14 protein-coding genes are annotated in these 12,355 nt (G+C 65.5%); 11 read left to right on the plus strand and 3 right to left on the minus strand.

What is annotated here, in order from left to right; genetic code table 11:
- Nucleotides 1-22: 22 nt before the first annotated feature.
- A complete protein-coding gene (locus AC13EK_RS17970) occupies nt 23-277 on the plus strand; it encodes an ATP synthase F1 subunit epsilon (RefSeq protein WP_004210764.1) in 255 nt (84 codons plus the stop codon).
- A 121-nt stretch (nt 278-398) separates the two neighbouring features.
- Nucleotides 399-1,958 carry a hypothetical protein gene (locus AC13EK_RS17975; protein WP_069336640.1) on the plus strand — a complete coding sequence of 520 codons (1,560 nt, stop codon included), beginning with the start codon at nt 399-401 and terminating at the stop codon, nt 1,956-1,958.
- Here AC13EK_RS17975 and AC13EK_RS17980 read toward each other — a convergent pair.
- Both AC13EK_RS17980 and AC13EK_RS17985 read right to left on the minus strand, forming a co-directional pair.
- Complete coding sequence (locus tag AC13EK_RS17980) at nt 1,932-2,633, minus strand: class I SAM-dependent methyltransferase (RefSeq protein ID WP_483022306.1); 702 nt, start codon at nt 2,631-2,633, stop codon at nt 1,932-1,934. The two genes, AC13EK_RS17975 and AC13EK_RS17980, sit on opposite strands and share 27 nt — an antisense overlap.
- Nucleotides 2,630-3,655 (minus strand): glycosyltransferase family 2 protein, encoded by a 1,026-nt coding sequence (locus tag AC13EK_RS17985; protein WP_069336642.1) that lies wholly within the window; start codon nt 3,653-3,655, stop codon nt 2,630-2,632. The genes AC13EK_RS17980 and AC13EK_RS17985 overlap by 4 nt, the downstream gene beginning before the upstream one ends.
- Before the next feature lie 243 nt (nt 3,656-3,898).
- On the opposite strand from AC13EK_RS17985, the gene AC13EK_RS17990 reads away from it, so the two are divergent.
- The 7 genes from AC13EK_RS17990 to AC13EK_RS18020 all read left to right on the plus strand — a co-directional run bounded on the left by AC13EK_RS17990 (nt 3,899) and on the right by AC13EK_RS18020 (nt 10,610).
- The gene (locus AC13EK_RS17990; protein ID WP_004210759.1) at nt 3,899-5,431 is read left to right on the plus strand and encodes a TadA family conjugal transfer-associated ATPase; all 1,533 of its coding nucleotides are present in this window, start codon (nt 3,899-3,901) and stop codon (nt 5,429-5,431) included.
- A 79-nt stretch (nt 5,432-5,510) separates the two neighbouring features.
- Nucleotides 5,511-6,236, plus strand: a complete 726-nt coding sequence (locus AC13EK_RS17995) for a hypothetical protein (protein WP_234792185.1) — start codon at nt 5,511-5,513, stop codon at nt 6,234-6,236.
- A gap of 46 nt (nt 6,237-6,282) precedes the next feature.
- Nucleotides 6,283-7,506: a glycosyltransferase family 4 protein gene (locus AC13EK_RS18000; protein WP_069336657.1), complete on the plus strand. Its 1,224-nt coding sequence runs from the start codon at nt 6,283-6,285 to the stop codon at nt 7,504-7,506.
- 5 nt (nt 7,507-7,511) lie between these two features.
- Nucleotides 7,512-8,039, plus strand: coding sequence for a sigma-70 family RNA polymerase sigma factor (locus AC13EK_RS18005; RefSeq protein ID WP_037516480.1), 528 nt, complete (start codon nt 7,512-7,514; stop codon nt 8,037-8,039).
- On the plus strand, nt 8,032-8,757 hold the full coding sequence (locus AC13EK_RS18010; protein WP_069336644.1) for an anti-sigma factor family protein: 726 nt from the start codon (nt 8,032-8,034) through the stop codon (nt 8,755-8,757). Before AC13EK_RS18005 ends, AC13EK_RS18010 begins: the two co-directional genes overlap by 8 nt.
- A gap of 87 nt (nt 8,758-8,844) precedes the next feature.
- On the plus strand, nt 8,845-9,651 hold the full coding sequence (locus AC13EK_RS18015) for a class I SAM-dependent methyltransferase (protein ID WP_069336645.1): 807 nt from the start codon (nt 8,845-8,847) through the stop codon (nt 9,649-9,651).
- Nucleotides 9,652-9,704: 53 nt separating this feature from the next.
- Nucleotides 9,705-10,610 carry a DMT family transporter gene (locus AC13EK_RS18020; RefSeq protein ID WP_069336646.1) on the plus strand — a complete coding sequence of 302 codons (906 nt, stop codon included), beginning with the start codon at nt 9,705-9,707 and terminating at the stop codon, nt 10,608-10,610.
- Here AC13EK_RS18020 and AC13EK_RS18025 read toward each other — a convergent pair.
- Complete coding sequence (locus AC13EK_RS18025) at nt 10,607-11,038, minus strand: OsmC family protein (RefSeq protein ID WP_069336647.1); 432 nt, start codon at nt 11,036-11,038, stop codon at nt 10,607-10,609. The genes AC13EK_RS18020 and AC13EK_RS18025 overlap by 4 nt on opposite strands.
- An 86-nt stretch (nt 11,039-11,124) precedes the next feature.
- Here AC13EK_RS18025 and AC13EK_RS18030 point away from each other — a divergent pair, with 86 nt between their 5' ends.
- Both AC13EK_RS18030 and AC13EK_RS18035 read left to right on the plus strand, forming a co-directional pair.
- Nucleotides 11,125-11,490 carry a PRC-barrel domain-containing protein gene (locus AC13EK_RS18030; protein WP_004210742.1) on the plus strand — a complete coding sequence of 122 codons (366 nt, stop codon included), beginning with the start codon at nt 11,125-11,127 and terminating at the stop codon, nt 11,488-11,490.
- Between the two features lie 174 nt (nt 11,491-11,664).
- A complete protein-coding gene (locus tag AC13EK_RS18035) occupies nt 11,665-12,333 on the plus strand; it encodes an RBBP9/YdeN family alpha/beta hydrolase (protein WP_010338566.1) in 669 nt (222 codons plus the stop codon).
- Nucleotides 12,334-12,355: the final 22 nt, after the last annotated feature.

Here is a 12,355-nt window from a genome sequence, read left to right on the forward strand (position 1 = left end):
GGAGGGGGCATAGGACATAAAAATGGCACTGCATTTCGAACTCGTGACCCCTGAAAAGCTCGTCCGCTCGGAAGAGGTCTATCAGGTCGTCGTTCCCGGCACCGATGGCGACTTCGGCGTGCTGGAGGGCCACGCGCCCTTCATGTCGACCGTGCGCGACGGCGCGATCCAGATCTTCGCATCGGCTGGCGCCGCACCGGAAATCATCCCGGTCGAGGGCGGCTTTGCCGAGGTCAATGAAAAGGGCCTGACGGTTCTCGCCGAAAAGGCGGGCTGAGGCTTCCTGGCGCGCAGGCCGATGGGGGAGCCAGGCTCTTTCCAACCTGCCGCATTCATGCCAGACGAACGGACCAAGGGGCGCGCTTCGCGCCCCTTTTTCTTGTGAGTGCCGCCCGCCGATGACCGCCCTCGCCGCCAAGACCGCTGTTTCTGCGCCACCGGCCGGCTCTGGCGGCCTGCTCGCGCACACCGTTCCGGCCGGCTGGCTGATCGCCGCGCTGTTTGCCTGGCTCGGCCTCGACCAGTTGCTGCTCTGGCGCTTCCTGGATGTCGCCCCGTTCTGGGCCTATCCCCTCGCCCTGCTGCTGATCGGCGGGCTGTGCACCGTCATGCTGCGCACCATGCCCGACCGATCGGGGCCGAGCATCGGCACGCTGCTGCTATGCACGGGGGTCTCTCTGCTGCTGCTGATGCTCGGCGGCGAAGGCCGGTTCTTCTATGCCAATGTCGACTGGCAGGTGCGGCTCGCCGCGCTTCGCGACATGGCCGTCAATCCCTGGCCCTTCGTCTATACCGAACGGGCTGTCCCCGACCTGTTGCGGGCGCCGATCGGCATGTTCCTCGCCCCTGCCCTGCTCTACAAGGCGCTGGGCGTGCGCGCGGGCGATATCGCATTGCTGGCGCAAAATGCCCTGCTGCTGGGCCTGACTCTCGCGCTTGCCGCGCAACTGTTCGACGGCCGGCGCGGTCGATTGGTCGCGCTGCTCGTCTTCCTCGGCTTCAGCGGCCTAGACGCGATCGGCGACCTGCTCCTCAACGGCCGGCTGGGCGACCATCTGGAGGACTGGATCGGCCTCCAATATTCCTCGACAATCACCCTGGCCTTCTGGGTTCCGCAACATGCCATGTCCGGCTGGATCGGGGCGATGGGCTATCTGCTCTGGCGCCGCGAGCGATTGCCATTGGCGCCCTATCTCGCGCTGCTGCCGCTGACGGCCTTATGGTCCCCGCTCGGCCTGATGGGCGCGATGCCCTTTGCCGCGCTGGCCGGCATCCGTACCCGGGCGGCGCGCCGGCTGCGTATCGCCGAAATGCTGCTCCCGGCTCTGGCCAGCCTGTTGGCCGTCCCGTCCCTTCTCTATCTCGGCGCGGCATCTGGCGCGGACGTGGGACTGCGGTTCCAGCCGATTCCGCCGCTGCAATGGCTGATGTTCCAGGGGATCGAGACCCTGCCCTATCTGGTGCCGTTGCTGTTGGTCGCCCGACCGTCGCGATTTGGCCGAGACACGCTCTGGCTGGCCTTCGCCTGGCTGATGCTGATCCCGTTCGTGCAGATCGGCTGGTCGATCGATTTCATGGCGCGGGCATCCATCACCGCGCTGGCCATCCTGACAGCGATGCTGGCCGATGAACTGGGCAATGGGAACGAACGGCGCACCTGGCTGATCGCCATGCTGCTGATCGGCAGCCTGACGGGGCTGGCCGAAATCCGCCGCGCGCTTGTCCATCCGCCTGCGCCCGAAGTGCGCTGTTCGGTATCGAAGGCGTGGGATCAGACCTTTTCCGCCTTCCCCAAGGGATCCTATTTCGCGCCCCTGCCCGCCATGCCCGCCCTGGTGCGACCGGCAAGGCCCACACCTGCTCCTGCCAGCGAACCGGCCCGGTGCTGGGACCGGCTATGGTTCAGTCCGCATAATTTCCGGCAGCCAGGATCAGGCGGAGAGAATCGCGTAAAGTGACAGGCCGATCGGGAAATTGATGCGGCCCAGCATGTGGCGTTCGGCCGCGAGCACCTGTTGCAGCGAGCGATTGAGCCAGGGGGCTGGGCGCGCATCGAGCGGCGCTTCCCGCCGAAGCAACTGATGCGCCAGCCGTTGGGCAACGGCGAGCGGGAACAACAGGCTGTTGAAATAGCCCGATGCCTCGACCCGCAAGCCGGCCGCCGCGGCGACGCGGGCAAGGCCATCATGCGTATAGCGCCGCTTGTGGTGGTGCAGCACGTCATGATCGGACCATAGCCAGGGAACCGCCGGCACGGTGACGAGCAGTCGCCCGCCTGCCGCAAGCCGGCCGCGCAGTGCGGCGAGCGACGCTTCATCCTGGTCGACATGCTCCAGCACGTCGAGCAGGGCGATCAGGTCATAGCGCCGGTCGCCGAAGCCGACCTTCTCCGGCAAGGCGCCTGCCTCCACGGTGGCGACGCCGCGCGCGGCCGCGATGGCCCGTGCTTCGTCATCATATTCCAGCGCATCGACGTTACCATGCTGCGCCAGAAGCGCCAGATTGCCGCCGGTACCGCAGCCGGCTTCCAAGATGCGGGCGTCATCGGGCAAGGCGGCATGATCGCGGATCAGGCCATCGATGATGGCGCGGCGGGCGACGAACCACCAATGTTCGCCCTCCTGAGCATTCATGCTCGTATAGGCTGAGCGGTCCATTCTTCGTCCCTTTCCAGTTGATCGAGCGTCGGGGTCGCGGCGCCCCCGACGTTGCGCGCCCCGGCATCGGCGGCGACGATATATAGTGGCCGCTGCCGCACCTCACGGGCGATCCGCCCGACATATTCGCCCATGATGCCCAGGCTGAGCAGGTTGAGCCCGCCAAGGCCCAGGACGGCAACCATCATCGAGGCATAGCCGGGCACGTCGACGCCGGTCGCCAGCGTATGCACGACCAGAAAACCGGCATAGGCAAAGGCGATGAGCGCGATCGCGCCACCGACATAGGACCAGATGCGCAGTGGCATGGTGGTCGATGCGGTGATGCCGTCCACGGCTAGGGACCAGAGCTTGCCCAGTCCCCATTTGCTGCGTCCGGTTTCCCGCCGCGCCCGGACATAATCGACCGTCGCGACCCGGAAGCCGATCCAGGAAAACAGGCCCTTGTTGAACCGGGCCTGTTCCCCCAATTGCTTGACGACATCGACGGCCTGCCGGTCAAGCAGGCGGAAATCACCGACATTTTCGGGAATGGGATAATCGGACAGGCGGTTGAGCAGCGCATAGAAGCCCCGCGCGCTCCAGCGCTTGAACCAGCTGTCGCTCGATCGATCGGCCCGCCGCGCATTGACCACCTGGGCACCAGCGAGCCAGAGGCGAACCATGTCGACGATCACTTCGGGCGGATCCTGCAGATCGACATCGATCGGGATGACCGCGTCTCCGACAGCATGGTCGATGCCGGCCGCCAAAGCGGCCTCCTTGCCGAAATTGCGCGACAGGCGGACATAGCGCAGGTCCGGGTTGAACCGCGACAATATCTCCAGCACATCACCGGTGCGGTCCGCGCTGCCATCATCGACGAACAGATATTCGGCGCGCGCGTCGGCGCCGATCAGGGACAGCGCCTCATCCACTGCAGGCCGCGCCGCATCAAGGAAAAGGGAGATGCCATCCTGTTCGTTGAAAACGGGAATGACGATGGACAAGGTTCGCATGGCACCGAAATCCTGAAAGCCTGCAATCCCTATCGGCGAGATTGGTTAATGTCGGGTAACCGTGCCCCGCCCCTCACCCCGATCCGGCACGACGCCATCCTTGCCGGCGATCCACGATCCTCAGAATGGGCGCCGGCCCATTAGCCATTTGTCAAAGTTTCCAGCTTATTCACCTTCTCCAGCCATGGTGAATCGGCCCATTTTGGGGTGGCTGGCCCGATCGCAGAATTCCGGCGGAGAGTTATGAGCGCATTTGGACGGAAAAATGGACCTGCCGGCATCAAGCCGGGTTTCGGCGTCGCCCGACCGATGCACAGCGGCGGCGCAGCGCGCGAGGAGGCCCCGCGCGGCGGCGAGCAGTTCCCGCCGCTCGATCTGGCCGCCCTGCCCGGCGAAATTCCGCTCGATCCGTTGTCGGCCCCGACCAGCCAGATGCAGCGCAATGCGGACGCCATGTCGCGCCTGTCGGAACGCGCCAATGCCGAACATGTCGCCGATGCCGGTCCGCAAGGGTTCGAGGCGTCGGTTCACAAGATCAAGGAACAGGTGCTTCCCCGCCTGCTCGAACGCGTCGATCCCGAAGCGGCCGCGACCCTCACCAAGGATGAACTGGCGGAGGAATTCCGGCCGATCATCATGGAAGTGCTGGCCGAGCTGAAGCTGACGCTCAACCGGCGCGAGCAGTTCGCGCTGGAAAAGGTGCTGGTCGACGAGCTTCTGGGCCTCGGCCCGCTCGAGGAATTGCTGGCCGACCCGGACATCAGCGATATCATGGTCAACGGCCCGGAGCAGACCTATGTCGAAAAGAAGGGCAAGCTCCAGATCGCGCCGATCAAGTTCCGCGATGAAGAACATCTGTTCCAGATCGCCCAGCGCATCGTGAACAAGGTCGGCCGCCGCGTCGACCAGACCACGCCGCTGGCCGACGCCCGCCTGCCCGACGGTTCGCGTGTCAACGTGATCGTGCCGCCGCTCAGCCTCAAGGGCACGGCCATCTCGATCCGTAAATTCTCGGCCAAGCCGATCACCATCGACATGCTCGCCCAATGGGGCGCGATGAACCAGAAGATGGCGACCGCACTCAAGATCGCCGGCGCCTGCCGTTTCAACATCGTGATCTCGGGCGGTACCGGTTCGGGCAAGACGACGATGCTCAATGCGCTGTCGAAGATGATCGATCCGGGCGAGCGCGTGCTGACCATCGAGGACGCGGCCGAACTGCGCCTGCAGCAGCCACACTGGCTGCCGCTCGAAACCCGCCCGCCCAACCTGGAAGGCCAGGGCGCGATCACCATCGGCGATCTCGTCAAAAACGCCCTGCGTATGCGCCCGGACCGCATCATCCTGGGCGAAATTCGTGGCGCGGAATGTTTCGACCTGCTCGCCGCGATGAACACCGGCCATGACGGTTCCATGTGTACGCTCCACAGCAACAGCCCGCGCGAATGCCTGGGCCGTATGGAAAACATGATCCTGATGGGCGACATCAAGATCCCGAAGGAAGCCATTTCCAAGCAGATCGCCGACTCGGTCGACCTGATCGTCCAGGTGAAGCGCCTGCGCGACGGTTCGCGCCGCGTCACCAACGTGACTGAGGTGATCGGCATGGAAGGCGACGTCATCGTCACCCAGGAACTGTTCAAGTTCGAATATCATGACGAGGATGACAGCGGTAAGATCATCGGCGAATATCGCTCGATGGGCCTGCGCCCCTATACGCTGGACAAGGCCCGCATGTTCGGCTTCGACCAGCCCTTCCTCGAAGCCTGTCTCTGACCCTTAGGGAATAAGGGCGCCCGCTCCCGCGTAGACGGGGATGTGAATCGTCACATCCTCATCGCGGGAGCAGCCTTTCTTGTCCGTTCGATCCCTTTCGCGCCATGGCCTTGCCGCCATGGCGAGCGCCTTTCTGGGCGATGTCGCGCTGGCGTCCGACGCCTATCCCGACGTGCCCGAACCGATGATCTTCGACATGATGCGGCCGCTAGGCGCCAAGCGCGGCGAACTGGAGGTCAATACCCTGGCGACCGTTCCGCTGTCGGGCGATGACGACGCCGTCCATTGGGCGCCGGAAATCGAATATGCCTTTGCCGACGGCTTCGCGATCGAGGGTGAATTGCCCTTCGTCAACGGCCGGCTTGCTGAACTGAAATTGGGTCTGCAGGCAAGTTTCGGCACCACAGGCGGCGGGCGCACCGGCCATGGCGTCCAATATCTCGGCATCTATGACCGCCGCGCCAAACAGTATCGCAGCAGTTTCGCCTATATGGCGGCCCACCGCTACAACAACCGTTGGAGCAGCGTGACGATGGCAGGGCTTGCCGACGTCAAGCTGTCGGGCGGCCATGGCCGCAACGGCGTGATCCTCAACCACTCAGCCTTCTACGACAGCCGCGAAGGGCAGGTATTGGGGCTGGAGATCAATTATCAGGGCGGCAGCGAGGGCGGCCTGTTGCTGATGCCGCAATTGCACCAGCAACTGGGCGGCAATTTCGCCATGCAGGCAGGGCTTGGAGCGGAACGGCCGCGCGGCGATGTCTTCCGTCCCACCGCTGGCCTGCGCATCATTCGTCAATTTTAATTGGCCATCGATGGAATAGGCGCGATCCGACAAGCGTATGCGGGGCATGACGCTGCATTCCCCGCTCTCTTCCCTTCGCGCCCATATTCATGCCGCCCTGCCGGTCGCCGCGGCGCCGGCATCATCCCGGCCGCTGAAGATCGCGCTGTTTTCGGGCAATTATGATTGCGTGCGCGATGGCGCGAACCGGGCGCTCAACCGCCTGGTCCGGCATATGCTGGACGAGCACAAGGCAGAGGTGCGCATCTATTCGCCGACCGCACCGACGCCGGCCTTCGCCTCGGCCGGCGATGTCCGATCAGTGCGCTCGCTCTGCATTCCCGGTCGCCCGGAATATCGGCTCGCGATCGGCCTGACCCGTGCCGCCCGCGCCGATCTGGAGGCGTTCCAGCCTGACATCGTGCATCTGTCCGCGCCCGACCTGCTCGGCCGGCAGGCGCTGAACTGGGCGCGGCGCAACGCCGTTCCGGCCGTCGCCAGCCTGCACACCCGGTTCGAGACCTATCTTGCTTATTACCGCCTCGGCTTCCTGCGGCGGCAGGTCGAGGCCTATCTCGATCGCTTCTATGGCGATTGCGACCGCATCCTCGCCCCGACCCCGCCGATCGCCGCGGACCTCGCCGCAATCCATGGCGCCGAACGCATTGCCCTCTGGAGCCGAGGCGTCGATCGATCCGCCTTTCACCCGGCGATGCGAGATGAAGGCCTGCGCGCCCAGCTTGGCTATGCGCCCGACGATGTCGTGCCGCTCTTCTTCGGCCGGCTGGTCCGGGAAAAGGGACTCGATATCTTTGCCGACGCCATCATGGCGGCGCGCGCCAACGGCCTGTCGCTGCGCCCCCTGATCCTGGGCGATGGCCCGGCACGCGATGCCCTCGCCCGCCATCTGCCCAATGCCAGCTTTGCCGGCCATGTCGAAGGGGCACGTCTCGGCGCACTGGTCGCCAGCGCCGACATATTGGTCAATCCCAGCGTCACGGAGGCGTTCGGCAACGTCAATCTGGAGGCGATGGCCAGCGGCCTTGCCGTCCTGTCGGCCGACGTCCCCAGCGCATCCGCCCTGATCGATGATGGCGTCAACGGACTGCTGGTGCCGCCGGGCGACGTTGGCGCCTATGCCGGCGGCCTGGCTTCCCTCGTCCGCGACACCGGCCTAAGGCGGCGGCTTGGCCGCGCGGCGGAGGCGACGGCGGGCGACTATCGCTGGGACCATGTCCTGGATTCGGTGGCGCGCGTCTATCGCGAACTGGCGGGCGCCCCAATGGAATGATGTGGATGACGGGCAAGCGGACGGACATGGAAATGGAGGCGGACCTGCGCGCCATGCGCCGCTATGCCCGCGCCCTGTCGCGCGACCATGTCGTCGCCGACGATGTGGTGCAGGACGCCGTGATGCGCGCGATCGAACGGCGCGACCAGTTCCAGCCCGATCGCAGCCGCCGCCGCTGGCTGCTGGCCATCGTCCACAATGTGTTCATCTCGGCGAAGCGGCGCGAGGCGGCGGAAACGCGTCGCAATATGGCCTTTGCCCAGATCCAGGTCGATCATGCCGATCCCGACCAGGAGGTGCGCGCCGACCTGATGCAGGTCGCCCGCGCCTTTGCCGACCTGCCCGACCATCAGCGCGCCGTCATGCACCTGACCGTCGTCGAAGGGCTGAGCTATCAGGAAAGCGCCGACCTTCTGGGCATAGCGGTCGGCACGGTGATGTCGCGCCTTGCCCGCGCGCGGGCGACATTGCGACAGGACAGGGACAGGCAGCCGCGCGATCGGCTGCGCATCGTGGGAGGACAGGATGAGTGAGGATCCTTCGGAGATCGAACTGATGGCCTATGTCGACGGCCAGCTCGATCCTGGCCGGCGCTTTGCGGTGGAAACCCGCCTGTCGCGCCGGCCCGACCTCGCCGCGCAGGTTATGGGCGACCTCAGCGCCCGCACCGGGCTGCGCCTGTTGGCGCAGGACCGCGCGCCCCTGCCCGAAGCCATGGCGGCACAGGCGAGCGCGATCAGCCCGCCCGCCACGCGCCATCGTCGCTTTGCGATTGGCGCTGGCGGCGGCCTCGGCCTGCTGGCGGCAAGCTTCGTTGCCCTGCTCATGGTGCGCGACGGGCCGCCCGCCTATGTGGTCGATGCCGCAACCTCCCACCGCGTCGCCATGATCCGCGCCCGGATGCAGGGGCAGATCGAATCGCCCAGCTTCGACCCGCGCGAGATATTGGCCAGCACCCATATCGACATTCCCGGCCTGCCCGCCGACTGGCGCGTGACCGATGTCCAGCTCTTCCCCGGTGAACGCACCCCCGCGCTGCTGATCGCGCTGCGCACGCCCGAAGGACGCGACCTGTCCATCTATGCCATGCACCAGCGCACCGACGCGCCCGAGCGGCCGGATTCGGTGCGCGAGGGCGCCCAGTCGGTGGCCTATTGGCGGCGCGGCGACATGTCCTATGCGCTGACTGGCGAGGATGAACCGGCCGCGATCGACGCCACGGCGGAATCGATCGCGGGCAGCTGGTCCTGACCGGCCCGTCCCTAACCACCGGATTTCCTTGCCAGTGGGATGCGGGCACGGCACACCCTGCGCTCCAGATCCGTTGAGAGGTTGCCCATGTCCGCTTTTCCCCGCCGATCGATCGCGCTTGCCGCTGCCCTTACCCTCCTGCCGCTGGGCGCGGCCGTCGCCCAGCATGCCGGCCATGGCGCCGATCCGGTGGCAGCCGCCATCGGCGCGTCCAGCCGCACCCCGGCCAATGTCGCCCGCGACAAATATCGCCACCCACAGGAAACGCTCGCCTTCTTTGGCGTGACGCCGACCCAGACGGTGGTGGAATGGGCGCCGAGCGGCGGCTGGTACACGGAAATCCTGGCGCCGCTGCTGCGCGACAAGGGCAGCTTCTACGCGCTCCAGCCGACCGGCCGCTATCTTGACGGCTACAAGAAGTTCCTGGCCGAAAAGCCGCAGGCCTATGACAAGGTCAAGCTGGTCGCCTATCCCGAGGAAGCCGCCAGCATCCCGGCCAACAGCGTCGACACCGTGCTGACCTTCCGCAATGTCCACAACATGGTCATGGGCGGCAGCGAGGATGCGACCTTCAAGGCCTTTTTCGCCATGCTCAAGCCCGGCGGCACGCTGGGCATCGTCGACCATCGCCTGCCCGAGGATCGCGACACGGCGCTGGAAAAGAGCAGCGGCTATCTCAAGGTCTCGACCATCCGCCGCATCGCGGAAGGCGCGGGCTTCGAATATGTCGGCGCATCGGAAGTGAACGCCAATCCCAAGGACACGGCCGACTGGGAAAAGGGCGTCTGGACCCTGCCGCCCACGCTGCGTAACGGCGAAGTTGACAGGGCGAAGTATGTTGCGATCGGCGAAAGCGACCGCATGACGCTGAAATTCCGTAAGCCGCTCAAGTAAGAAACCCGGTCCAGCCCGGTTGCGCCATCGCGTAACCGGGTTAAGGAAGCGGCGTGTCCAGCGCCGCCGCCCCGTCCCGCCCGCATCGCCCACTCTTCGCCATCGGTCTGCGCCTGGTCGCGGTCATCTGTCTGGCGGTGATGTTCGTGACCGGCCGGGTTGCTGACGCCCATGGCGTCCATCTGGTCGAAACCCTCTTCTACCGTCAGGCGCTTGCCCTGCCCGTGGTCTTCGCCTGGCTGGCGATGAGCAGCGGCATCGGCGCCATCCGCACCCGGCGGATCGGTGTCCATGCGACCCGCATGGTCATCGGCCTCACCGGCATGGCGCTCAATTTCCTATCCTACATCCTGTTGCCGCCGGCGGAAGCGACGACGATCGGCTTCACCATGCCGATCTTCGGCACGATCCTGTCGGCGCTGATCCTGCGCGAACCCACCGGCATCCATCGCTGGGCCGCGGTCCTGATCGGCTTTCTGGGCGTCCTCATCATGGTCCGGCCCGAAGGCGGCCATTTCCCGCCGATGGGCGTCGCCGTCGCCATCACCGCCGCGCTGGTGACGGCCAGCGTCAGCCTGGTGCTGCGGGAACTGGGCCGCACCGAGAGCGCGGGGGTCGTCGTCTTCTGGTTCACGGCCCTGTCGGTGCCGCCGCTCGGCATCGGCATGCTCTTTTATGGCCAGCCGCATGACGCGCAGACCTGGGGGCTGTTGCTGATGATCGGCCTGTTCGGCGGCATCGCGCAACTCTGCCTCACCGCCGCGCTGCGCTGGGCGCCGGTGTCGGTGGTGCTGCCGATGGATTATAGCTCGATCCTGTGGACAACCCTGCTGGGCTGGGCGATCTGGGGCGATTGGCCGATGTGGACCACCTGGGTCGGCGCTGCACTGATCATCGCCAGCGGCCTCTATATCGCCTGGCGTGAACATCGCCACGCCAGGCGTATCGCGACGGCCTAAGCCAGAAGTTCCGCGTCCAGGCCGATATCGGCCTTCAACAGTTTCGATACCGGGCACCCGGCCTTCGCCTTGGCCGCCAGTTCCTGGAAAGTCGCATCGTCGGCGCCGGGTATCTTCGCCTTCAGCGTCAGCTTGCTCGCGGTGATGGCAAAGCCGCCCTCCTGCTGCTCCAGCGTGACGACCGCACTCGTCTCCATCTTTTCCGCCGTCAGTCCGGCTTCGCCCAGGATCAGCGACAATGCCATGGTGAAGCAGGAGGCATGGGCCGCCGCGATCAGTTCTTCCGGATTGCTGCCCGGCATGCCCTCGAACCGGGTAGCGAAGCCATAGGGATAGGCGTCGAGCGCGCCGCTCTGGGTCGAGATCGTGCCCTTGCCGTCCTTCAGGCCGCCACTCCAGGCCGCCGAACCGCTGCGATTGATCTTCATGCCGATGCTCCTTGCTGTGAAGCGGAGGAACCCCAGCGGTTCCCCATGGTTGCATCAGAATAGAATGTTTTTGCAGGAGAGTGACAATGGCCGAGATGATGAGCGCGCATCGCCATGACCTGATCGCGTCCGACCGGGTCGAGGGCACCGCCGTCTACAACCGCCAGGGCGACAGGCTTGGCAAGATATCCCATTTCATGGTCGACAAGCGCAGCGGCCATGTGCGCTATGCGCTGCTGTCCTTCGGCGGTTTCCTGGGCATGGGCAATGAACATTATCCCCTGCCCTGGTCGATGCTGGCCTATGATATGGACAAGGGCGGCTATGTGATCGAACTGGCCAAGGAGGTGCTGGAACAGGCGCCCCATTATCTGGACGAGGACCGGCCGGCCTTCGACGATGCCTATGGCCGCAACGTCTACCAATATTATGGGCTGATTTACCCCTGGTAGCTTTTTCCTGCCCGTTCAGGGCCTTGATGCGGGCGCGCGGCCATGGGGTCGACGCGCCTGTTTATCTGGCATTCAGGTTGCCCAGATTCTGACACATTTCGGCGCTCACCCATTGTCTACCAGATGAATAGTATTATTTTGGGAGGCTCAGAATATAGGACGAGGATAAGGATAATGGAGCGATTCGGACATTCGGGTGACGCGCGCCAGCCGGTCGTGCTGACCATCCCCGGCCTCAACAACAGCGGCCCGGATCATTGGCAGACATTGTGGGACAGCGGACGCGGCGATTGCCAGCGCGTCGACCTGGGCAGCTGGGCCAGCCCCAATCGCAATGCCTGGGTCACGCGGCTCGACGCTGCCATTCGTCAGGCCGATGGGCCGGTCATCCTGGCGGCGCACAGCCTGGGCTGCCTGGCCGTCGCCTGGTGGGGCGCCCTGCAAAGCCAGGCCTATGGCTGGCCGGTGACCGGCGCGCTGCTGGTGGCGCCGCCCGATTGCGACCGGATGGAAACGCCCGAGACGATTGGCGGATTCGGCCCGACGCCGCGCACGCCCCTGCCCTTCCCGTCGATCCTCGTCGCCAGTCGCAACGACCCCTATATCTTCTTCGAACGCGCCCACAGCATCGGCAAGAATTGGGGCAGCCAGTTCGTCGATGCCGGCCATAGCGGCCATATCAACGCGGATTCGGGGCTGGGCGCCTGGGGCTTTGGCCAGGCGCTGCTGGAACGGCTGATCGACAATGCGCAGGAACAGGCGTCCGCCGTGCGCCAGATGCGCCCGGCCATGCCGATGGCGCGGCTCGATCGCCCGTCCGACGGGCTGCGCATGACCAGCTGATATCGGCCCCAGACATCGCCGG

Source organism: Sphingobium sp. L-44 (assembly GCF_056859495.1).